22 protein-coding genes and 1 riboswitch are annotated in these 22,172 nt (G+C 50.7%); of the genes, 7 read left to right on the top strand and 15 right to left on the bottom strand.

All coding sequences use genetic code 11. The features are described 5' to 3' along the window. Positions 1-7: 7 nt before the first annotated feature. Complete coding sequence (locus B4C79_RS06195; RefSeq protein WP_105027003.1) at positions 8-493, bottom strand: YajQ family cyclic di-GMP-binding protein; 486 nt, start codon at positions 491-493, stop codon at positions 8-10. A gap of 51 nt (positions 494-544) precedes the next feature. On the opposite strand from B4C79_RS06195, the gene murB reads away from it, so the two are divergent. Beyond that, on the top strand, positions 545-1,597 hold the full coding sequence (gene murB, locus B4C79_RS06190; RefSeq protein ID WP_291739826.1) for a UDP-N-acetylmuramate dehydrogenase: 1,053 nt from the start codon (positions 545-547) through the stop codon (positions 1,595-1,597). Here the strand turns inward: murB and B4C79_RS06185 are convergent. The 6 genes from B4C79_RS06185 to B4C79_RS06160 all read right to left on the bottom strand — a co-directional run bounded on the left by B4C79_RS06185 (position 1,516) and on the right by B4C79_RS06160 (position 9,472). Further along, on the bottom strand, positions 1,516-2,823 hold the full coding sequence (locus tag B4C79_RS06185) for a hypothetical protein (RefSeq protein ID WP_291739828.1): 1,308 nt from the start codon (positions 2,821-2,823) through the stop codon (positions 1,516-1,518). The genes murB and B4C79_RS06185 overlap by 82 nt on opposite strands. A gap of 144 nt (positions 2,824-2,967) precedes the next feature. Further along, positions 2,968-4,197 carry an argininosuccinate synthase gene (locus B4C79_RS06180; RefSeq protein WP_105027000.1) on the bottom strand — a complete coding sequence of 410 codons (1,230 nt, stop codon included), beginning with the start codon at positions 4,195-4,197 and terminating at the stop codon, positions 2,968-2,970. A 35-nt stretch (positions 4,198-4,232) separates the two neighbouring features. Beyond that, positions 4,233-5,144 carry an ornithine carbamoyltransferase gene (gene argF / locus B4C79_RS06175; RefSeq protein WP_171100171.1) on the bottom strand — a complete coding sequence of 304 codons (912 nt, stop codon included), beginning with the start codon at positions 5,142-5,144 and terminating at the stop codon, positions 4,233-4,235. A gap of 37 nt (positions 5,145-5,181) precedes the next feature. Further along, positions 5,182-6,363 carry an aspartate aminotransferase family protein gene (locus tag B4C79_RS06170; RefSeq protein ID WP_168426786.1) on the bottom strand — a complete coding sequence of 394 codons (1,182 nt, stop codon included), beginning with the start codon at positions 6,361-6,363 and terminating at the stop codon, positions 5,182-5,184. A gap of 123 nt (positions 6,364-6,486) precedes the next feature. After that, complete coding sequence (locus tag B4C79_RS06165) at positions 6,487-7,461, bottom strand: complex I NDUFA9 subunit family protein (RefSeq protein WP_105026998.1); 975 nt, start codon at positions 7,459-7,461, stop codon at positions 6,487-6,489. 19 nt (positions 7,462-7,480) lie between these two features. Next, on the bottom strand, positions 7,481-9,472 hold the full coding sequence (locus B4C79_RS06160; RefSeq protein WP_168426785.1) for a lytic transglycosylase domain-containing protein: 1,992 nt from the start codon (positions 9,470-9,472) through the stop codon (positions 7,481-7,483). Between B4C79_RS06160 and B4C79_RS06155 the strand changes: the two genes are divergently transcribed. Beyond that, a complete protein-coding gene (locus tag B4C79_RS06155; RefSeq protein WP_171100166.1) occupies positions 9,471-10,040 on the top strand; it encodes a 5-formyltetrahydrofolate cyclo-ligase in 570 nt (189 codons plus the stop codon). The genes B4C79_RS06160 and B4C79_RS06155 overlap by 2 nt on opposite strands. On the opposite strand, the gene metF is transcribed toward B4C79_RS06155, so the two are convergent. From metF to metK, 4 genes are all read right to left on the bottom strand, one after another. Next, positions 10,037-10,858 carry a methylenetetrahydrofolate reductase [NAD(P)H] gene (gene metF, locus B4C79_RS06150; RefSeq protein WP_168426784.1) on the bottom strand — a complete coding sequence of 274 codons (822 nt, stop codon included), beginning with the start codon at positions 10,856-10,858 and terminating at the stop codon, positions 10,037-10,039. The two genes, B4C79_RS06155 and metF, sit on opposite strands and share 4 nt — an antisense overlap. A 19-nt stretch (positions 10,859-10,877) precedes the next feature. Continuing rightward, positions 10,878-11,678 (bottom strand): TlyA family RNA methyltransferase, encoded by an 801-nt coding sequence (locus B4C79_RS06145; protein ID WP_291739838.1) that lies wholly within the window; start codon positions 11,676-11,678, stop codon positions 10,878-10,880. A gap of 18 nt (positions 11,679-11,696) precedes the next feature. Beyond that, entirely contained in the window at positions 11,697-13,124 is a 1,428-nt protein-coding gene (gene ahcY, locus B4C79_RS06140) for an adenosylhomocysteinase (RefSeq protein WP_291739840.1), read from the bottom strand. 31 nt (positions 13,125-13,155) lie between these two features. Then, positions 13,156-13,238, bottom strand: a riboswitch (S-adenosyl-L-homocysteine riboswitch). A gap of 79 nt (positions 13,239-13,317) precedes the next feature. After that, positions 13,318-14,484, bottom strand: a complete 1,167-nt coding sequence (gene metK, locus B4C79_RS06135) for a methionine adenosyltransferase (RefSeq protein ID WP_291739842.1) — start codon at positions 14,482-14,484, stop codon at positions 13,318-13,320. Between the two features lie 177 nt (positions 14,485-14,661). On the opposite strand from metK, the gene B4C79_RS06130 reads away from it, so the two are divergent. Genes B4C79_RS06130 through B4C79_RS06110 form a run of 5 tightly spaced genes read left to right on the top strand, consistent with a single transcriptional unit; the run spans position 14,662 to position 18,820 of the window. Beyond that, on the top strand, positions 14,662-15,528 hold the full coding sequence (locus tag B4C79_RS06130; protein ID WP_171100159.1) for a lysophospholipid acyltransferase family protein: 867 nt from the start codon (positions 14,662-14,664) through the stop codon (positions 15,526-15,528). 17 nt (positions 15,529-15,545) lie between these two features. Continuing rightward, the gene (locus B4C79_RS06125; protein WP_205882425.1) at positions 15,546-16,400 is read left to right on the top strand and encodes a lysophospholipid acyltransferase family protein; all 855 of its coding nucleotides are present in this window, start codon (positions 15,546-15,548) and stop codon (positions 16,398-16,400) included. 40 nt (positions 16,401-16,440) lie between these two features. Beyond that, complete coding sequence (gene dapF / locus B4C79_RS06120; protein WP_291739844.1) at positions 16,441-17,316, top strand: diaminopimelate epimerase; 876 nt, start codon at positions 16,441-16,443, stop codon at positions 17,314-17,316. After that, positions 17,313-17,963: a DUF484 family protein gene (locus B4C79_RS06115; protein WP_291739846.1), complete on the top strand. Its 651-nt coding sequence runs from the start codon at positions 17,313-17,315 to the stop codon at positions 17,961-17,963. The genes dapF and B4C79_RS06115 overlap by 4 nt, the downstream gene beginning before the upstream one ends. Beyond that, positions 17,924-18,820: a tyrosine-type recombinase/integrase gene (locus B4C79_RS06110; RefSeq protein ID WP_291739847.1), complete on the top strand. Its 897-nt coding sequence runs from the start codon at positions 17,924-17,926 to the stop codon at positions 18,818-18,820. The genes B4C79_RS06115 and B4C79_RS06110 overlap by 40 nt, the downstream gene beginning before the upstream one ends. A 14-nt stretch (positions 18,821-18,834) precedes the next feature. Here B4C79_RS06110 and B4C79_RS06105 read toward each other — a convergent pair whose 3' ends face one another. The 4 genes from B4C79_RS06105 to B4C79_RS06090 form a co-directional block, all read right to left on the bottom strand. Further along, complete coding sequence (locus B4C79_RS06105) at positions 18,835-19,494, bottom strand: hypothetical protein (RefSeq protein WP_291739849.1); 660 nt, start codon at positions 19,492-19,494, stop codon at positions 18,835-18,837. Positions 19,495-19,566: 72 nt separating this feature from the next. Continuing rightward, positions 19,567-20,637 carry an elongation factor P maturation arginine rhamnosyltransferase EarP gene (earP, locus tag B4C79_RS06100; RefSeq protein WP_291739850.1) on the bottom strand — a complete coding sequence of 357 codons (1,071 nt, stop codon included), beginning with the start codon at positions 20,635-20,637 and terminating at the stop codon, positions 19,567-19,569. Positions 20,638-20,706: 69 nt separating this feature from the next. Then, complete coding sequence (efp, locus tag B4C79_RS06095) at positions 20,707-21,267, bottom strand: elongation factor P (protein WP_105026985.1); 561 nt, start codon at positions 21,265-21,267, stop codon at positions 20,707-20,709. Positions 21,268-21,391: 124 nt separating this feature from the next. Beyond that, on the bottom strand, positions 21,392-22,172 hold a 781-nt coding region (locus B4C79_RS06090; RefSeq protein WP_291751223.1), incomplete at its 5' end, for a 16S rRNA pseudouridine(516) synthase.

Genomic DNA, 22,172 nt, shown 5'->3' with positions numbered 1-22,172 from the left:
AGGTTGTTTAGTCGCGGAAGTTTTCGAAACCCAAAGGTGTCTCAGTCACTTTCTGTTTCAGCAAGGCAATTGCACTTTGCAAATCATCGCGCTTTGCGCCTTGAATGCGCACAGTATCGCCTTGAATACTGGCCTGTACTTTCATTTTGCTGTCTTTGATTTCTTTCACAACCTGCTTGGCCAGGTCCTTGTCCAATCCGTTTTTAACCGTCACGGTTTGCTTGATCTTGTCGCCAGAGATCTTTTCTTTTTTGTCAAATGTCAGAAAGCGTACATCTACGTTGCGCTTTGCACATTTGTTGCGAATAATCTCGGCGACCTGCTCCAATTTGAAGTCATCGTCGGCATACACCATGATGGTGTTCTCGTTCAATTCAACTTTGGAATCAGACCCCTTGAAATCAAAGCGGGTACCAATTTCCTTGTTCACCTGATCGACCGCGTTGCGCAATTCGATCAAGTCTGGTTTGCAGACCACATCAAAAGACGGCATAGTTCATTCCTTCAAGCATAATGCCTCATTGTAATCGCTAGACCACTCCCTATGTCAGCCCTCACTGCCACCCACAGCGTTGATCTGCAACCCTTGCATACCTTTGGTTTACCAGCCCGTGCCCGCGAGTTGCGTTTATTGGGCGGTCAGTCCGATTTGCTGGCTTTTGCTCGCGCCCGGCAAGAAGGCCAGCCATTTTTGTTGCTGGGCGAGGGCAGCAACACAGTGTTTACCAGCCCACTGGTGGACGCAACGGTTTGGAAAGTTGCCTTGAAAGGGCGACGGTATTTGGGCTGCGACGGTGTTTGTCACCATGTGCGGGTATGGGCTGGCGAAAACTGGCACCAAACAGTCGAGTGGACTGTGGCCATGGGCTGGGGCGGGCTGGAAAACCTCGCCCTGATTCCCGGTTGTGTGGGTGCAAGCCCTGTTCAGAATATTGGAGCCTACGGCGTTGAACTCAAGGACCGCGTTTCAGCGGTGCACGCATTTGATCTGGATGTTCAAAAGGAATGCATTTTCAATCTGGATGAATGCGAGTTTGCATACCGTGACAGTGTTTTCAAGCATGCTGCGCAGGGTCGATATGTGATCACGGCAGTAGATTTTTCCTTACCCGTGCAGTGGCAGCCTGTATTGGGGTATGGGGATGTGGCTCAGCGTGTGGCTGAATTGGGATCAGTGACCCCCGTGAATCTGTTGAAAGCGGTAAGTGCCATACGTACACAAAAGCTGCCAGACCCAGCCGTATTGGGTAACAGCGGCAGTTTTTTCAAGAATCCGATTGTTGGCGCTGCACAGGCCAAGGCCCTTGTTCAGCGGTTTCCAAATTTGGTTAATTACCCAACAGATGATGGCCAGGTGAAGTTAGCGGCCGGGTGGTTGATTGAACAATGTGGTTTGAAGGGGCATGTGCTGGGTGGTGTAGGTGTTTACAGCAGGCAAGCCCTGATTCTGGTGAACTTGGGGCAGGGAAGTGGCAGTGACTTGTTGCAACTGGTTCAGCATGTGCAATCCAGTGTTCAGCGCAAGTACGGTGTGTTAATTGAGCCAGAGCCCAATTTGATCCCGGGCTTCTCAGAGGCGATCACACCAGGCATATGATCATTGATAAAAAAGCCGTTGAGCTTTGGTGAAATTGGCAAATTTCCGGTAAATGTGAGCAGGGAAGCTATTTCGCTTGGGGCACTCAGTGCCAGTTTGCCGTTGATATGCAGGTTGAAATTGCCAGACCGATGAATTGTGTCGCCGTCAGTCACCTTGTTGACCAAACCATGAATTAGCACATCGTCATTGCCAATTTTGATTCTCAGTTTGTTGAAAAATTCGGTTTCCCTGCTTGGGTAAAATTGCTGGTGTTCGAGATACCCGAAGTTTTCTTTTACATAGCTGCCGGAGACAAAGACAGCTTTTACCCCGGACTGAGGATTTTCGATTCGTGTGCCTTTGCTCCACGAGTATTCCTCTTTGATCCTCATGTTTTTGGTGTTGGATTGCTCGAATTCAGTGGTTCGCACCAGTTTCCCATCCAGAACAATATCAAAGTCGAGTGTGGCTCTTTTTTTCTGACTCGCATGGGGAAAGCTGAGTTTCAGGTTTTTCGCGAATTTCTCTAGCTTGCGAATATCTTTGTTATTTTGTTTGTCGACTTTTCTGGACTGAATGAAGGTGCCGCTCACCAGCGCCCCCATGTCGTTTCCCAGTCCATCGGTTCTTTGAATGAAGCAGGAATTCATTTCCAGTTTCATGGCCTCATGAAGAGATTCAGCATTGCGCACCGGTGTGACCAGCTCAGCTTTTACTTTGTCGTGACAACCGTCGAAATACATGGATACTGCTGATTTGCGCATGTCCCAAATTGGCAAGGGTTCCGAGATTCGGGCAGATACTTGATCAAACAGATGCACCAAATTGAAAATGGATTGAAGTTTCAGCGATTCGACTCGTCTTGATTCAATGAGCAGTTGATTCGAATCAGGCTCAAGTCCCGCCACAACGGCTTTTTCGCTGGTTACGCTGTTGCCAAATGCATCTTGAATCACTACATCATATTCATCAGGGTCAATTTTCTTTTCCACTGAGGCAATTTCGAAACTTTGCTGTGTTGCGCCGGCTATGGGCACGCGGTTTAGCCGCCATTGAATTGATTTGACGGGTCCCTTGATCAATACTGACAACGTGACCGGTTTTCCGATTTCAGCCATCACAGAGTTGGGGTGTGCGGCAAAACCAAGGTCAGCAAAATGTGTCACAGCCGCAGCTGTAGTTGAGGTGACAGTCAAGCCGAATGCAATCAGAATGGCGGAAAACATCAGTTTTTTGAAGTGCATATGCGCTTTTGAATTAAGAACCCTACTTCAGCTGAGTGGCCCTTGCTCCAGCAATGTTCCATTCAGGGTCAAATTCGCAGGCATAAAAAAACCGCCACCTTGTGGGTGGCGGTTTTCAAACCTGATTCACGACAAGTGAATTGCTCAGCCGCGTTTTAGTTTGGCATTGGCTGCAATTCGCATGCGCAGGGCATTCAATTTGATGAAACCACCTGCGTCGGCCTGGTTGTAAGCGCCACCGTCTTCGTCAAAGGTTGCAATATTCTGGTCAAACAGTGAATCTGTTTTTGAATCACGGGCCACCACAATCACATTGCCTTTGTACAATTTCACGCGTACCCAGCCATTCACAGTATTTTGAGTGTGGTCGATCAGGGTTTGCAGAGCCACACGTTCTGGTGCCCACCAGTAGCCGTTGTATATCATGCTGGCGTAGCGGGGCATCAAATCGTCTTTCAGGTGGGCCACTTCACGGTCCAAGGTAATTGATTCAATGGCGCGGTGCGCTTTCAGCATAATGGTACCGCCGGGCGTTTCATAGCAGCCGCGGCTCTTCATGCCCACGTAGCGGTTTTCCACCAGGTCAAGGCGGCCGATCCCGTGTTTGCCACCCAATCGGTTCAGCTCGGTCAGCACGGTTGCGGGGCTCATTTTCTTGCCATTCAGTGCAACAATATCGCCTTTTTCGTATTCAATGTCCAAGTACTCGGCTTCATCGGGTGCCGCTTCGGGGCTGACCGTCCAGCGCCACATGGCCTCTTCGGCTTCCGCACTGGGGTTCTCCAGATGACGGCCTTCAAAGCTGATGTGAAGCAGGTTGGCGTCCATGGAATAGGGCGCTCCGCCTTTCTTGTGCTTCATGTCGATTTCAATACCCGCGTCTTCGGCGTACTTCAGAAGCTTTTCGCGGCTCAGTAAATCCCATTCGCGCCACGGGGCGATGATTTTCACGCCAGGCATCAGTGCGTAAGCGCCCAGCTCAAAACGAACCTGATCATTGCCCTTGCCTGTTGCGCCGTGTGAAATGGCATCTGCGCCGGTTTCACGCGCAATATCGATTAGTCGTTTGGCGATCAAGGGGCGGGCAATCGACGTGCCTAGCAAGTATTCACCCTCATACACGGTGTTGGCGCGGAACATGGGGAACACGAAATCGCGTACGAATTCCTCACGTACGTCGTCAATATAAATATTCTCGGGCTTGATACCGAACTTCAGTGCTTTTTGGCGCGCGGGTTCAAGTTCTTCACCCTGACCCAGGTCGGCAGTGAAGGTCACTATTTCGCAACCATAGGTGTCTTGCAGCCATTTCAGGATGACTGAGGTGTCCAAACCGCCGGAATAGGCGAGTACTACTTTGTTGATGTCGCTCATGGTTCTCGATTCAAAAAGGGTTGTTAAAGGTCCGCTTACTTGCGGCCCAACAAAAGGAATTCCATCAGGGCTTTTTGCGTGTGCAGGCGGTTCTCCGCCTCGTCCCATACCACGCTTTTCGGTCCGTCAATCACTTCGGCCGCCACTTCCTCGCCACGGTGGGCCGGCAGGCAATGCATGAACAGGGCCTCCGGGTTGGCCACATCCATCATCTCGGTGTCTACCTGAAAATCGGCAAACGCGCGGCGGCGCGCTTTGTTTTCATTCTCGAAGCCCATGCTGGTCCAAACATCGGTGGTCACCAGGTTAGCGCCTTTGCAGGCGTCCATTGGGTCTTCAAACCACTCGTGGTGAGTACCCTTGATATTGGTTTTCGCGGGGTCGATGTTGTAGTCGCTGGGCGTCGAGATATTTACTTTGAAATCCAGCAATTCTGCTGCTTGCAACCAAGTGGCGCACATGTTGTTACCATCGCCTACCCATGCCACTGTTTTGCCTTGAATGCTGCCGCGGTGTTCAATGAATGTAAAAATGTCCGCCAAAATTTGGCAAGGGTGGTATTCATTGGTCAAGCCATTGATGACCGGTACTCGGCTGTTGGCCGCAAAGCGCTCAATAATTTCCTGCTCGTAGGTACGAATCATCACGATGTCGCACATGCGTGAAATAACCTGTGCCGCATCCTCAACTGGCTCACCGCGACCCAATTGCGAATCTTTGGTGTTCAGGTAAATGGCTGAACCGCCCAACTGGTGCATGCCCGCTTCAAAGCTAAGCCGTGTGCGTGTGGATGCCTTCTCGAAAATCATGACCAAGGTACGGTCTTGCAGCGGGTAGTAGGGCTCGTAACGCTTGAACCTCGCTTTCACATCGCGAGACGACTGCATCAAGTAATCGAACTCGTCTTTGCTGATATCGTTGAACTGCAAAAAATGTTTGATAGGCATTTTTGTAGACCGGCTTGCCTGGCAGGCCGGCTCCTCCTTATGCGGATTGTTCAAGAAACGCTTTAATTAAAGGGGCCAATTCCATGGCCAGCGTCTCTGCTTCTTCTTTTTTAATCACCAGTGGCGGCAACAGGCGCACCACATTGTCTCGGGTCACGTTAATGATCAAACCTTTGTCGCGCGCAATCGCAACCAGTTCGCCACAAGGCTTCCACAATTCAATACCCACCATGAGGCCGCGGCCGCGAATATCTTTTACGCCAGCAATGCCAGCCAGCTCACGCGACAAAATGGCCCGAATGAGCTGTCCCATTTGCTCGGCATGCGCCAGCAAACCCTCTTCTTCCATGATTTCAATGGTTGCCAAGGCAGCCGCTGACACCAAGGGGCCGCCACCGAATGTGGTGCCATGGGTTCCAGGTGTAAATACGCCTGCGGCAGGGCCCCAGGCCAGGCACGCGCCAATTGGCACGCCCGAACCCAAACCCTTGGCCAAGGTGATTACATCGGGCTGAATGCCTGCATGCTGGTAACCAAACCACTTGCCAGTGCGGCCAATACCACTTTGCACTTCGTCGATCATCAACAGCCAGCCTTTGGCGGTACACAACTTGCGCAGGGCCTGTAAATACTCGGTATCGGCCACATTGATACCGCCTTCGCCCTGCAAAACTTCCAGTAGAACGGCCTGGATTTCGGGGTTGTCGTCTGCCGCCTGTTCAATTGCTGCGAAGTTTTTGTAGGGTACGCGTACAAACCCGCTCGGCAGGTCGCCAAACCCAATCTTGGCCTTGGGGCTATCCGTGGCAGCCAGCGTGGCCAAGGTACGGCCGTGCCAAGCGCGTTCCATCACAATAATCTTTGCGTTTTCAATGCCCTTCTTGTGACCAAAATATTTGGCCAGTTTGATGGCCGCCTCGTTCGCTTCAGCGCCCGAGTTACAAAAGAAAGCCTCATCCATGCCTGAAATTTCGCACAGGCGATCAGCAAGATTTGATTGCTCAACCACGCCGTACAAATTCGAGGTGTGAATCAGTTTGCCTGCCTGCTCGGAAATGGCTTTCACCAGCTTGGGGTGATTGTGGCCCAAACCATTCACTGCGATACCGGACAAGCCATCCAGATACCTTTTGCCATCAGTTGACCACATCCAGGCGCCATCACCATGAGTGAAAGCAATGGGTTGGCGGGCGTAAGTTTTCATTAAGTGGTCTGTCACGTTAAAACTCTCTATCAGCAGTGTTCAGGCAAAACGCGGATTCTAAAAACAAACGCAGCCAATCGGTCGACGTGCGGCTGCGTTGTGCAAAGCGAAATTGTACGACGAATCAAGGCTTAAGGGCTAGTCTTGCCGGTGAGCCCGAGTCCTAAATTCATCCAGATCAGAGGGCAAGTGCTTGGCTCTGAGGTATTCATGGGCAACTACCGACAAGCATTCGTAGCTTGGCAGAGGGAAAGTTCTGCCCGAGGTTCGAATATTGTCGATTTTCATGGAGTCGACGTTGTCTCGACTCATCAGTGGCTCACCAGGTGCCAGTTCCATCAAAAACGCTTGAGCCTTCGCAGCAACGTCAGGAATACCAAATACCAGCGGGTTTTTTCCAACAGCGCGGGCTGAAAGCTTAACTAACTCTTTCAAGGTGAAAATCTCGGTACCCACCAAATCATAGGTGTTGTGCAGGGTGTCTTTGCCTTGATCTTCCACACATGCAAACACGGCTTTGGCCACATCACTGACCGAAACTGGCTGGAAGCGTGCATCAGCACCGGCCAATGGAATGAAGGGCGCGATCTTTGCCAGTGAGGCGAATGTATTCAGAAACTTGTCCTCACGACCAAACACCACCGAGGGGCGAAGAATTGTCCAGGCCAGTCCGCTGTCTTTGACTACAGCTTCGCCGTCGGTTTTGGAGCGCAAGTACATGGACGGTGCCGGGTTTTGCACACCCACACCCAAGGCACTAATGTGAACAATCCGTTTGGCACCATGCTTGGACATGGCGGTGCACAAGGCTTTGGGAAATTCAACATGGTTGACCCGAAAGTTTTGGCCGTAAGGTTTGCCCGGTTTGCTGTGTAGCACACCAAGCAAATTCACGACAATGTCTTGCCCCGACACAAGGCGACCCAGTGTGGCGCGATCATGAATATTTGCTTCAATAATTTGGCATGTTGGCAGGGTCAGCAGATGCTTTGCCCTGTCATAGCGGCGCGTGGGCACGGTAATTCGGTAACCGGCTTTGGCCAGTTGATTACAAACGGCTTGGCCCAGAAACCCCGAACCACCGATCACCAATACGTTTTTTGTTTTACTCATAGAAACAGCATTCACCTGATTACTTGGATCCGTAGATGATACCCAGTCTTTGTTTCAAAGGGATCGAGGCATTGTTCAACAGCAAGGAATAAGCCACGGTGTTGGACATTACGTTCTTTACGTAACCGCGTGTTTCGTCAAACGGGATCAATTCCGCAAAAATAGCCCCTTCAATCTTCCGGTCGCCCAAGCGACGTTTCCACAGGGCAGGGCGGCTTGGGCCCGCGTTGTAACCCGCAGAAGCAAGCACAGGTGATTGGTCATGTTGCTCAAATACCATTTTCAGGTAGCTGGTGCCCAAAGTCAGGTTGGTCTCAATTTCGGTAATGTCAGCAGGCTTGAAGTCGGACATGCCGATTTTCTTCGCCACATACTTGGCTGTAGCGGGCATGACTTGCATTAAGCCACTGGCTCCTACGCCAGAACGCGCAATGGTCACAAAGCGGGATTCCTGGCGAATCAAGCCGTATACCCAGGATTCATCCACGCCAATTTCCCTGGTTTTCGCCCGCATGTTCTCGCGGAATGGCGTCAGGTACCTTAAACCCAAGTCGTGTTCAATCTCGGTTCTGTCTGCTGCTGCAATTGCCCGGTCGTAGAGTTGATTGCGTTCAGCCCAAGTCGCGGCAGCGAGCAACTGCCTGTCGTTCATTTGTGCAACTTGTAGATTGAATTCCCAGAAACCCTCGGTGCGCAGGCCCGCATCGTAAAGTGCGAGTGCACGCAACAATCCCGGGTGTTTTTTTGCCCAGTCCAACTCGGCTGCGCTTAACAATTCGGGGCGCTTCGGGGCCGTGACTGAGTCGCCTAGTTCTTCATGGGCCAGTTTTCCGTAGAAAGAGAATGGACTGCTGGCTTTGACCCATTCTTGTCGTGCTTCAACCAACTTGCCTGACTGGGCCAGCGCGCGTCCTCGCCAATAGGTCCAAGCCCTGTCCTCCTTCACATTCGGACTCATCTCGTTGGAAGCCTGGAGCACTGCATTCCAGTCCTCAAGAAGCAGCGCCGAGCGCACCTTCCACTCTTGTTGTTCCTGGCTCATTACTTCAGGTTTGCTGCGCTTGAAGTAAGTGAGTGCGTTTCTGTCCCAGACCAGACCGGCACGGTAGCCCACATGCGCCCAAAGCCATTGTTCAGAGCTGGGTGAAAGTTTGCCCTGATAATTTTCAGTCATTTGTCGCGCAACACGCTCATAGTCTTCCACTGCTTTTCTGGCCAGCGCGCCAGTCAAGTAGAGGTCTGTGTCGGCTTTTTGACCTGACGATTTCAGATATTTGTCAGGATTGAAAATCGCCTCGCGCAGCGCAGTGCTGCTGATCGTCTTTCCCCAAGCGGTGTCTTCGAATTCGTCAACAAACTTGACTGCGTTGGTCAGCTGGTTGGATGCCACCATTTGCAGCACATGTCGATCCAGGTCTTGCGCACTTACACCGCCCAGTTTGTACAGGTTTTTCAAAAGAACCCGACATGTTTTAGGCAGGCGTTTATCAAAACTCACCACAGCATCCAGTTTGTATCTCACCAACTGTCCCTGCTCTGCGGCGTACATCAAGTCAGCACACTCAACACCCTGGTCTGGGCGGTAGCGCAAGTGTTGTCGCTGCTCTGCAAAATCAGTCCACTGCGCCGTGCGTGCCAGTTGCTCAAGCCAGTCCCGTCTCAATGTTTCGGCTGGCCAGCTGTTGTCATGTTTGTTCAGCAGGGGCAGAATTTCTGACTTGTTCCACACCACTTCTCGATCGGGAAATTGTTTCTCCACCCCCTTCTGAAAAAAGCGAAACTGCCAGATGTCCACGTAGGGTCTGAATATGCTTTTTTGCGGCAATTCAGAAACCAAGCGGTTAAACTTGTCGTATGCGCCATCTGCATAGGCAGATTTGATCTGTTTGATTAACTCTGCATCCGTCTCTTTGTTGGCCAAAGCGGGTTGAAATGCCATAGCACCCAAGGCAAGCAAAGGTAGCGATACCCAACGTGAAATGTGGTGAGAAATTGTCATTGTTCCTGTCATGAAAAAATCATTGCGGCAAACTGCCATGGCTTATCGAAATCGGCTTCAGCCCGAAGAAATCAACTCGCTTAGCCAAGAAATTTCGGCATCTCTGATAACTCTACTCCAAACATTCCAGCCTTGCACTGTGGGTCTGTTCTATCCCACACGCGGCGAGCCGAATGTACTCGCCATCATGAATAATTTGGCGCTCAAAGGCTTTCGGTGGGCCTTGCCGGTGTGTTGTGAGTCGCCAACAGGCCCATTCTTGAAATTTGCGCAGTTTGCGCCAGACATGGAAATGGAGCTTGGCCGATACAATATTCCAGTTCCAAAATCCAAATCCTGGGTTCAGCCCGAAGTGTTGCTTGTTCCTTGTCTTGCTTTCCACCGAGCGGGAGCTCGTCTCGGATATGGCGCAGGTTGGTATGATCGAACCTTGAGTCAAATGCCTGCCAAGCCAGTCACTGTTGGTGTGGCTTATGCTATTACCGAAACCAAAGATAACTTCTCAGAACAACACGACGAGTTACTCGATTATTTGCTCACTGAGCGAGAGTTTATTTTCACTCGCTCAGGCGCTTCTTAATAACCGATTTGATCCAGAATGGACAAGGTCGGCTGCGCGTTGTTCATGGTGTAGAAGTGCAGTCCGGGTGCGCCTTCCCTGATTAGTTGTTCACACAGGTTCGAGACAACTTCCAGTCCGAATGCTCGAATCGACTCGCGATCATCGCCGAAATGTTGCAGGCGGTTGCGCATCCATCGCGGAATTTCCGCACCACATGCATCTGAAAAACGAGCAAGCTGACTGAAATTGGTCACAGGCATGATGCCAGGAATCAGCGGAATCGAAATGCGGTGTTGCACTTGATCCCGGAAGTACAAAAATGCATCCAGATTGAAAAAATACTGGGTAATGGCAGAGTTTGCGCCGCAATTGACTTTGTGTACGAAAGCGTCCACATCGGCTGCCGGGCTTTTTGCTTGCGGGTGGGTTTCGGGATAGGCAGCAACTTCAATAAAAAAGTGATCGCCTGTTTCCTGTCGAATAAATTCAACCAACTCGCTCGCATATCGAAACGAACCCGTTTCCAACATGCCCGAGGGCAAGTCACCGCGAAGCGCAACAATACGCTTGATTCCGTGTTCTTTGTACTGCTTTAGCAGTGCCGCGACTTTTTCCTTGGAAGATCCAACACATGACAAATGCGGTGCTGCTTCTTCACCAGCCGCCTTGATCTCAAGCACGGTGGACAGTGTTCCGTCTTGGGTTGTGCCACCCGCCCCAAATGTCACTGAAAAAAACTCTGGCTTTCTTTCAGACAGTTTTTCACGCGTGGCGCGCAGTTTTTCTGCACCTTCATCTGTTTTCGCGGGGAAAAACTCAAAGCTGATGTTCATCATGGTCTTTTCATTCACAGAGTTATTGGTTTGTCGCAACATCGATATTTTTCGCTGCGTACACAAAATATTCCTGATTGCCGTCGCCCCCTTTCAACTCGCAGTGGAAAAAATCTTTCACAGTCAAGTTGAGTTGGGTGCAGCAAGTTTTTACATCGTCTTCCAATTGCGCGATAAGGTCGTCGAGATTTTTTACCAAACCGCTTTTCCCGATATGTTCAGGTCCAACTTCAAATTGGGGTTTAACCAAAAACAAACCTTCACATGTGGCTGGCATCAGCTTTGCGATATTGGGCAATACCTTTCGCAGAGAGATAAAGCTCAAATCCGCCACAGCAATGTCAAATGGCATGAACTCCGGTTTCAGCGCAGCGATTTCCTCTTCAAGCTCAGTGGTATTCACCTTGTACAGGTTGATGCCTTCCATGGCCATCACAGCATGGTGTGCTCTCAAACGGGGGTGTAACTGATCCCGTCCAACGTCAATGCCCACCACACTCAATGCACCCCTTTGCAGAAGGCAGTCTGTAAAACCACCCGTGGATTGTCCCAGGTCGATGCAGCGCTTTGCTTTGACCTCAATCTGGGTGTGTTCAAGTGCATGATGCAACTTCAATCCACCACGCGACACAAAACTGGGTGCATCGCAGTCAATCAATTCAAGAATCATGAATGGTTCGATCTGCTGCGATGCTTTTTTTACAGCAACAGGTGCTTGAACCACACCGTTACGCACCAACACTTTTCCTTGCTCGATCAAGCTTTGAGCCTGAGCCCGAGAGGGGCACAGGCCTTTTTCAACCAAGGCAAGGTCAGCGCGCAAAGGTGGTTCTTTCCAGGATTAATAGCGGTAGTGATCGGGCTTGTAAGGGCCGTCCTGCTTCACGCCAATGTAGCTTGCTTGCGCTGGGCTCAGTTCGGTAAGCTGGGCGCCAATTTTCATCAGGTGCAAGCGGGCCACTTTTTCGTCCAGGTGCTTGGGTAGTACATATACACCCACTGGGTACTTCTCGTTTTGCGTCCACAGCTCGATTTGTGCAATGGTTTGGTTGGCAAAGCTTGAAGACATGACGAATGAGGGGTGGCCGGTACCGCAGCCGAGGTTTACCAAGCGGCCTTCGGCCAACATGATAATGCGCTTTCCATCGGGGAAAATGATGTGGTCAACCTGTGGCTTGATGTTCTCCCACTGGTATTTTTTCACGCTGGCAATGTCAATTTCATTGTCGAAGTGACCAATGTTACAAACAATCGCCTGATCTTTCATTTTCACCATGTGGTCATGGGTAATGATGTCTTTGTTACCTGTGGCCGTCACGAAAATATCTGCCTTGTCAGCAGCGTAGTCCATGGTCACCACACGGTAGCCTTCCATTGCTGCTTGCAGTGCGCAAATCGGGTCAATTTCAGTCACCCAAACTTGGGCTGACAGGGCGCGCAATGCTTGTGCAGAACCCTTGCCCACGTCACCGTAGCCAGCCACAACAGCCACTTTGCCTGCAATCATTACATCGGTTGCTCGCTTGATGCCGTCAACCAGTGATTCGCGGCAACCATACAGGTTGTCGAACTTGGACTTGGTCACTGAATCGTTCACGTTAATGGCAGGGAAGGCCAGTTCGCCCTTCTTGTGCATTTCGTACAAACGGTGCACACCAGTCGTGGTTTCTTCTGTTACGCCCTTGATCTCTTTGAGGCGCTTTGAATACCAAGTGGGGTCTGTCTTCAGTGTTTTTTTGATTGATTCAAACAGGCAAATTTCTTCTTCGCTGCCTGGGTTGTTCAACACGCTGAGGTCTTTTTCGGCTTTGGTGCCCAAGTGCAGCAGCATGGTTGCGTCGCCACCATCGTCTAGAATCATGTTGGAATAACCGCCATCGGCCCATTCGAAAATGCGGTGGGTGAAATTCCAGTAATCGGTCAGCGATTCGCCTTTGAATGCAAACACCGGGATGCCCGCTGCCGCAATGGCTGCGGCTGCGTGGTCTTGCGTTGAGTAAATGTTGCAAGAGGCCCAGCGCACTTCGGCGCCCAGTGCTGCCAGGGTTTCAATCAGCACGGCCGTTTGAATGGTCATGTGCAGTGAACCGGTGATGCGGGCGCCTTTCAAAGGCTGGGATGCAGCAAATTCCTTGCGAATGGCCATTAAGCCAGGCATTTCGGTTTCTGCAATTGCGATTTCTTTGCGGCCAAAGTCGGCCAGGTTGATATCGGCTACGAAAAAATCGTTCTCGCCGGTAGCGGTGATTGGTTTTGCAATGGCGTTCATCACGCCCTCCTTTTTAAAGTTCATAAAGAAAGAAGCGTGAGCGCCGTTGTTTATTTCTTGTTCGAGCCTAGCACCCCAAAAAAGCATGGGTGTGTCGCAACGCTCCTCGAACGGCATAAATTGTAACAGGGTTGGCTCAGGAAGACCAAGCGGTATTCATGCTCGCATCTTCCTGATCAGCCTGCGTTTCCCGTCAAACGCCAGCAGCGGCCTTCAAAGCCTCCGCCTTGTCTGTGCGTTCCCAGCTGAATTCTGGTTCTTCGCGGCCAAAGTGTCCGTAAGCTGCGGTTTTTGCATAAATTGGACGCAACAAATCCAGCATTTGTACAATGCCTTTGGGGCGCAGGTCGAAGTGGGCGCTTACCAGTTCGGTAATCGCACTGTCTTCAATTTTTCCGGTGCCGAAAGTGTTCACCATAATCGAAGTAGGACGTGCCACACCGATTGCGTAGCTGACCTGGACCAAACACTTCTCGGCGAGGCCCGCCGCAACAATGTTCTTTGCCACGTAACGGCCTGCATAGGCCGCGGAACGGTCCACCTTGGATGGATCCTTGCCCGAAAATGCACCACCACCGTGTGGAGCCGCGCCGCCATAGGTGTCAACAATAATTTTTCGACCTGTCAAGCCACAGTCACCCTGAGGACCGCCAATCACAAAGCGCCCGGTTGGGTTCACCAAAAAGTTGATGTTTCCTTTCACCAGTTCTTTAGGTAACACAGGCTTGATCACCTCTTCAATCACCGCCTCGCGCAATGTCGCCAACTCGATGTCTGGCGAATGCTGGGTTGAAAGCACCACGGTATCGATACAGAAAGGCTTTCCATCCACATATTTGATCGTGACCTGGGATTTCGCATCAGGGCGTAGCCAATACAAGCGCCCGTCCTTGCGAAGCAGGCTCTGACGTTGAACCAGCTGGTGTGAAAGGCTAATGGCCAGTGGCATCAATTCGCGGGTTTCATTCACCGCGTAACCAAACATCAAACCCTGGTCGCCGGCACCTTGATCCAAATCGTTGTCGTGCGCCTTGTCCACACCTTGCGCAATGTCCGGGCTTTGGCGGTCGTAGCACACCATCACCGCACAGCTTTTGTAATCGATACCGAAATCGCCGTTGTCGTAGCCAATGTTCTTCAGTGTCTCGCGCGCGACGTCGATGTAGTTTACTTGGGCAGTGGTCGTGATTTCACCGGCCATCACCACCAGACCAGTGTTGGTCAGTGTTTCGGCAGCTACACGTGCTGTGGGGTCTTGTTCGAGAATCGCGTCTAGAACCGCGTCAGAAATTTGGTCGGCAACCTTGTCCGGATGGCCCTCCGACACGGACTCCGAGGTAAAGAAAAATTCGTTAGACATTGAAAAGCTCCAATAAAACAAGGGGTTATTACTGCCGCCATGTTCAATTGAAGCCCGGCGACGCTTTAGCAGATTTGTTTTAGTTCGCCCCGCAAGTTGTCATTTAACTCAGCGAACTTGAGAAATATACAACATTTGGGGACGAAGGCAAAGCACGTACTGGTTACAATCTGCCCCATGATCAAAAATTTGTTCAAAGCACTGTCGGTTTTCCCTTTGTCGGTTCTCCATGCGCTGGGTGCGTGTTTGGGATGGTCTGTCTATGGTTTGTCGGCCAGCTATCGTCGCAAAATTGAAATCCACTCCAAAATTGCCTTTCCGGATAACGAATCGGCACGTCTCGCTGCTGTGAAGGGTTCAGTCCAGCATGCCGGAATGGCGCTGCTGGAGCTTCCTTTTCTTTGGGGCTTGTCTACGCAGCAGGGCGCGGCGCGATGCACCGACATTACCGGCTGGGATGTTGTGGAAAGGGCTCAAACCAAGGGGAAAGGCATTATTTTCCTCACACCGCACATGGGGAGTTTTGAATCAACCGCCCAAGTATTCTCAACTCGTGCACCCATCACTGTGTTGTATCGACCCAATCGCAAGGCGGAACTTCAAAACATTATTGAAGACAGTCGGGCGCGCGATAATGTTGCCCTTGCGCCCACTACGTTGGGTGGTGTGAAAATCTTGCTCAAGGCGCTAAAGCGAGGAGAAGCTGTTGGAATGTTGCCTGATCAAGTTCCAGCGCAGGGAGAGGGTGTTTGGGCGCCCATGTTTGGTCAACCTGCATACACCATGACCTTGCCGGGCCGACTCCACCACGCGACCGGCGCATCGATTGTTTTGGCAATCGGTTACAGAAAGCCGGGTGGAGAAGGTTTTAAGCTTGAGTTGTATCAAGGCCCCGAATCGCTCAGTGCGGACCCCGTTGAGGCGGCCACTCAAGTGAATGCGGCCATGGAAAAGCTCATTCTGATGCACCCTGAGCAGTATTATTGGGGCTATGAACGTTACAAATCTCCAAAAGGTCAACATGGCCAGCAAGGGCAATCGTGACTCAATTTCTGATCTCAATGTGGTTTGCACTTGCGCGGCTACCATTTTTTGCTTATCGACTTATTTCCTCATCAATCTCGATGTTATTGGCCATGTTGTTGTTCGCCTTGGCGCGTGAGCGTCGAATGGTCGCACTCACCAACCTTTCCTTGTGTTTTCCTGATTCGTCCATTTTCCAGCGCATCCGTTGGGCCATGGCTCACATCTACTTTTACCTGCGTACTTTTCTGGACAGGGCTTGGCTGTGGTCAGGCAATCAAAAGGTGGTGCGTGATCGGGTGCGAATTGAGAACCCGGAAGGCTTGGCTATTCTTGACTCGGCGTCTCCAACTATCTTTCTGGCCCCACATTTTCTAGGGCTCGATGCCGCGTGGAGTCGTCTGTGTCTTGAAATCGACATGGTCACCATGTATTCAAACCAAAAGAATCCCGTGTTGAATTCGTTGATATTGCAAGGACGCTCAAAGTTTGGCGATCAACTACTGTTGTCTCGCCAACAGGGCGTGCGTCCATTGCTGGCCGCGATGAAAAAGGGGCGTCCTTTGTACTATTTGCCCGACATGGATTTCGGTGAGCGCGACTCTGTATTTGTTGACTTTTTTGGAGTCAAAGCTGCCACGGTCACCGCGGTGGCCCGATTGTCCCGGCTGCTTCAGGCGCAAGTCGTACCGGTTACCACCAAATACAGCAAGGGTCGATACAGCATTCATATTCATGCACCGTTGCCCAACTTTCCATTGGACGACGACGCTGAATCAACGCAGCTGATGAATCATCACATCGAGTCTTGGGTGAAAGACAACATTCCGCAATACTTGTGGTTGCACAAGCGGTTCAAAACCCGCCCGGCCGGCGAGTCCAGAATATACTGATACTTCAAATCAATACACCACGGTCTTTGACAAAGCGACGATGGCAACTTTGAATACACTCAAGTTCACCAAAATGCACGGTGCAGGCAACGATTTCGTTGTACTGGACAACTGCGCGGGTCAACTAGACCTCAGCCCCGGGCTGATCAAGCGGCTTGCCGACCGCCATTTTGGCGTCGGCGCTGACCAGGTTCTTATCGTCGAGTCTTCCGACCTTGCCGATTTCAAGTACCGAATTTTCAATGCAGATGGTCAAGAAGTTCAGCAGTGTGGCAATGGCGCACGCTGTTTTGCACAATATGTATTCGACAAAGGGTTGACCCAGAAAAATCAGATTACCGTTGAAACTCTTGCTGGCATCATTCAGCCCGAGTTGATCAAACACAATTGGGTCAAAGTGAATATGGGACCTGCGCAGCTTAATCCCGGCAAGGTACCGTTCATTGCGGAGGGCCTTTCCAGTCGCAAGGTAGGTGGCCTGACACAATACAAACTCCCAGTTGACTCGGGTTCTGATCTGGAAGAGTTGTGGGTTGGCGTCGCTTCTATGGGTAACCCCCACGTCGTTATTCTCTTGGATCAACCAGCCTCCGATGATTTGGTTCAGCGCTTGGGCGCCACACTCGAATCACACCCCCGTTTTCCTGAAAGGGTTAACGTGGGCTTTCTTCATATCGTAGACCGCAGTCGGGTTCATCTCCGCGTGTATGAGCGTGGGGTAGGCGAAACCCTCGCTTGTGGAACTGGGGCATGTGCAGCTGCCGTCGTAGGTATGAAAATGGGACTAATCGCCGAGCGCGTAGACGTTGTCAAAGCCGGTGGAACCCTCACCATTGAGTGGAGTGGGCAGCAGGACAGTGATGTCTTCATGACAGGTCCAGCACAAACAGTTTTCGAAGGAGAGTTTTACTTATGACTGACGAGGCCGTCCAGGTTGCCGATTTTCTGAAAGCACACCCTGATTTTTTGATCAAGAATCCAGGAATTCTCGCTTTTATCAAACTGCCAGAGCAAAGCACAGGGAATGTGGCATCGCTGCACGAGCGTCAAGTTCAAACCATGCGCGAAAAGGTTAAGTCTCTTGAGCACCGGGTGGTCGAAATGACGCACGCAGCTGTCGAGAATCAAGCGATTATTGACAACCTTCAATCGATTACCCGCGCTTTGCTCACAGTCAAAAACGCAAGTGACTTGCCCACTGTCTTGGTCGAGGCAATCAAGAAAAAATTTGTGGTTCCCATAGTTCGTTTGCAACTGTGGGGCGAGGACAATTCTGAAGTCCACGATTCTGACAAAACGCTCATCGATAGTATGAAGAATCTTTACTGCGGATTTGCCGAGAATGCACCGACACTCTCGGTTTTTGAAGGCGAAGATGTGGTTCCACGTTCAGTGGTATTGATCCCTTTGCGTGTCGGCGCCAGTCCGGTAACCTTCGGTTGTCTGGGATTTGGTTCTCCTGACAAAGACCGCTTCTCGCCAACCCTGGAAACTGATTTTTTGAATACTCTGGCTGAAACCGCATGCGCCGCGCTGAGCAGACTCCAGAACACGCAATCCTGATTCAAAGGTATCTGGACTTTCTGCGGCTGGAGCGGCGTTACAGCGACAACTCCGTAAAGGCCGCTCAGCGTGACTTGTTGTTGATCATCAATCCACCACAGCAAGTCACCCCCACAGCACTTAAATCAATTCTTGCTCAGCGCCATGCAAACGGTGCTGCACCTGCCAGCCTGGCACGTGTGGCCTCAAGCTGGCGGGGGTTTTTCAAATATTTACTGAATAACAGTGTTATTGAAATTGATCCCACGTTGGGGCTGAAAACTCCCAAACTACCCAGGTCCCTGCCCAAGGCAGTGGGAGTTGACGCCTTGGCTGCATTGCTTGCTCTGCCGCTTCCGCAGGAATTCCGTTTCGCGCAGGCCCATGTACTGATTGAATTGCTGTATTGCACAGGGCTGCGAATCAGCGAGGCCTTGATGCTTCGAGCCGAAGCCTTGAATGGATCTACAGAATTGAGGGTTATCGGTAAGGGGAACAAGGCCCGAATTGTGCCTGTGGTCGACACATTGCAGGCTCGTCTCAGGGAGTTTGTTGAGCCCCGCCAAAGTCACTTGCTCAAACATGGAAGAGGGCAAGAGACCTCCCTGTTCGTGTCTGCCAAAGGGCAAGCGTTGACTGTCAGGCAAGCACAGCGAGATATCGCAAACCATGCTGTAAATTGCGGTTTGGGACAACATTTACACCCCCACATGTTGCGTCACTCATTTGGAAGTCATTTGTTGCAAGGCACTCAAAATCTGAGGGCCGTTCAGGAATTGTTGGGGCATGCTTCGATCGCGTCTACGCAGGTCTACACAGCTCTGGATTTTGACCACCTTTCCACCGTGTACGACAATGCTTTTCCGCGAGCCAAATAAAAGTCCTTCAGCTTTTATAGCGCAGAAAGCAAACGTGTTGCCGCCAAACCCAAAGTCTCATCGCCTTGACGTGTCATTTTTGCGGCAATCAGTCGGTTGAGCATCTTTGCCGTGTTGTGTGTTGGGTCATTGGCGCTGAATTTTTCTCGAGCCTGAATCATTGATTCAATCACGTAATCAGCGTTGTTTCCTGCATTCTCTTTGGCATACAGAATGGCTACGGTGTCAGCGAACAGCTCTTGTTTGTAAACCATCTCTGGTTTCGGGCCAAAACCCCCTGTGTTTTGAATCCCTCTGAACTCGTCTTCATCCACCTCGTAGTTGTCCACGAAAGAGCGGCTTTCCCGAAAGCAGTGTCCCATCTCGTGGGCCACTGATGCAGCGATAATTTGCTGCCAGTGGGCGCGATTGGATTCGTTCAAGAATCGCCCCCACTGCGCCCATGCTGTCTCATTTGTATTCACAATGACTACGCATTTTCCGTTGGCATAAGCCAAGGCGCCCAGTGGTGTGGGTTCGGGACGTTCCGTCACGATCAGGGAGGGTTTGGTTCGCATTTCCACCTCCAGTTCCGTCATTACTTCCCTGGCAATCTGTTCAACTTGGTGTGCGGGCAATTGCGTCTGGTCAATTGAACCAAAACCCAAACCCAGAGAGAGAAGAAATGACAACATTGCTGAATCCAAGCGTTAAACCTGAATTCAGTTTCTGTCTTTCCATTGAGTTTCCTTTTGATGAAAAAAGCCTTATAAATCAGGCTTTTCGTTCAAAGTAGGAGTCTGTAAACCACGCCATGTAAGAACTTCCTTTACAAGTTCCCTACCGTCAAGAAGTTGTGCTTGCCACTTGATCGCATGGGTTTGTAGTTCTGGCAAATGCGGCAAAAGATTAATCCAGGCTTTGCCAAAATCTACCGTTGTATCAATACAGTTCCAGGCCAGCCAGCAGTTCCAAAGCGCCAATCTACAATCTGCACCAAGCCCGCTTGCATACAGATCGTAAAAGCAGGCAAGTTTCGCGGTGTGTGCATCGTCTTCGGTCGGGTAAATTTGCCAAATGAATGGTTTTCCCGCCAGTTGAGCTCTCACAAATGAGTCTTCTCCCCTCACAAACAACACATCATATTGCGCCAACAACTCATCAAATTCACTTTGTGCGACGAAGGGAATCAGGCGGGCGCAATCCTCCGGTCCGGGTGCTAAAACATTCCCTGCCAGTCCAATTTTTATTGCGTATTCCGGGGTGTTAATTGAATTACAGAGATCAATCAGCTTTCGAATAGGTGCGTTTGGATAGGCGAAAACGAAAACATTCAGACCCGTATTGTTTGTTGCTTGCTGTTTTCCAGCCAGGCGAGCAGGGTAGTCGCAATGAATCAATCCCCCGGTTTTGTCGGTAAAGCCGGGATAAAAAAAGGTGGTAACGTGCCCAGTGATTGGGTCTGTTGATGTGTTCAGGTGAAAGCTTTCAATCCATTTTTCAGATGAAAGATAGTCAATCAGCAACCAAGGGGTGCGGGGAAAACGGCTTTTCAGCGCTAGATCAAAGCGGAATGCAGTTTGCCCACTTGAAGTTCCGAATGGCTCCAGAATCAGATCTGGCGTTTGTCGATACTCGGTTTCGATGTTCGTCTTGACCGCATCGATTAGCCTGAGGTTATCGTTGACCGAGTGCGGATATAGCGCCTGAAAAGTGGCTGGCTCATCGTGAAACAAATCCACGCAATGGCCCTTCGCAGCCAGTGCTTTCGCCAAGCGAAGGGAAAAGCCAGCATCACCGAAATTATCGATTACCTTGCAAACAATGCCAATGTGCATAGAGCCTCAAACCGGAAAATACAAAGGGCCCCAAGTGGGGCCCCATGTTTTCCATCTCAAATGGAGTAATCACTTCACGCGTGCGCGGTATTCCGCAGTGCGAGTGTCAATCTCAATCTTGTCGCCAATTTCAACGAACGCGGGCACCTGAATTTCAAAGCTGGTGGGCTTAATGCGGGCTGCTTTCATGATCTTGCCCGATGTGTCTCCACGTACGGCTGGTTCTGTGTACTCAACTTCACGCACCAAGCTGGTTGGTAATTCCACAGAAAGTGCCTTGCCGTCGTAGAACACCACTTCGCATTCCATGCCGTCGTCCAGATAGTTCAAAGCGTCGCCCATGTTTTCGGCTTCTACCTCGTACTGGTTGTAATCCGCATCCATAAACACATACATAGGGTCCGCAAAGTAGGAGTAAGTCACTTCCTTGCGTTCCAGCACCAACAGTTCGAACTTCTCGTCCGCTTTGTAAACGCTTTCCATACCTGCACCGGTCAGCAGGTTTTTCATTTTCATTTTTACAACGGCGGCGTTGCGGCCTGATTTGTTGTATTCGGTTTTCAAAACCACCATGGGGTCTTTGCCAACCATAACCACGTTGCCTAGGCGAACTTCTTGTGCTGTTTTCATGAGTTTGATGAGGATTTAAAATTTAAGCCCCGTATTGTACTCGAAGTGTTTGTTGGCACAACACATCTTCGCGTGTGAATTCAGGGCATTTTTGAGGGGTTGAAGGGTAATAAAGCCTTTTAATTCAGACTGTTTTCGATGTGTTCCTGTTTAACACCGGGCTTGGGTCTACTTCTATATAGGAGCCAACGGCCAAGTCTGTCGGCAATTCGTAAGGGCCGACCACTCGTCGGTGCAGTGCCTCAACATGATTGCCAACAGCAGCCACCATTCGTTTAACCTGATGATACTTCCCAGTAGTAATGCCCAATTCCAGCCTCCCGTCGCCCAGTAAGTTGGCTTTGCTGGCATAAATGATCTCAGGTTCATCATCCAGGTCCACACCTTCCAGCAAGCGTTGCAACTGCAACTCTGTGAATGGGCGCGCGCCGGTCACCTCATAGATTTTCTCCACCTCCTGTTTGGTGCCCACCTTCCCACTTATCAGTCGATGAATAAACTGACCGTCATCTGAAAACAGCAAAAGTCCAGTGGTGTCCACATCCAGTCGGCCAGCGGCCTGCAGGCCGCGCTTTATATAGTGCTTTGGCAATAAATCAAATACCGAGGGGTTGTGGCTAGGCAGGTGAGAAGTCTCATAGCCAGCAGGTTTGTGCATCAGCACATACTTGTGCTGGGTGATTTCGAAGCTTTTTCCGTCAATTAACAGGGTGTCTCCCAAAGAAATTTCATCGATTTCAGGGTCGATCTGAGTTCCGTCGCGAAAAATCTCAGAATTCCAGAAAATATTTTCACATTCACGACGACTGCCAAGTCCTTGTGATTGCAGTATTTTTACGCTCGGTCTAACTTTCATGTAAGGATTCTTTGAATTTATTTGCCAAAAGTGTTTGACAGGTGGAAAG

It is taken from the genome of Limnobacter sp. UBA7229, from assembly GCF_002473065.1.
Lineage (GTDB): Bacteria > Pseudomonadota > Gammaproteobacteria > Burkholderiales > Burkholderiaceae_B > Limnobacter > Limnobacter profundi.
The sequence above is the reverse complement of the archived record's forward strand: the minus strand, read 5'-3'. Positions and strand labels throughout refer to the sequence as shown.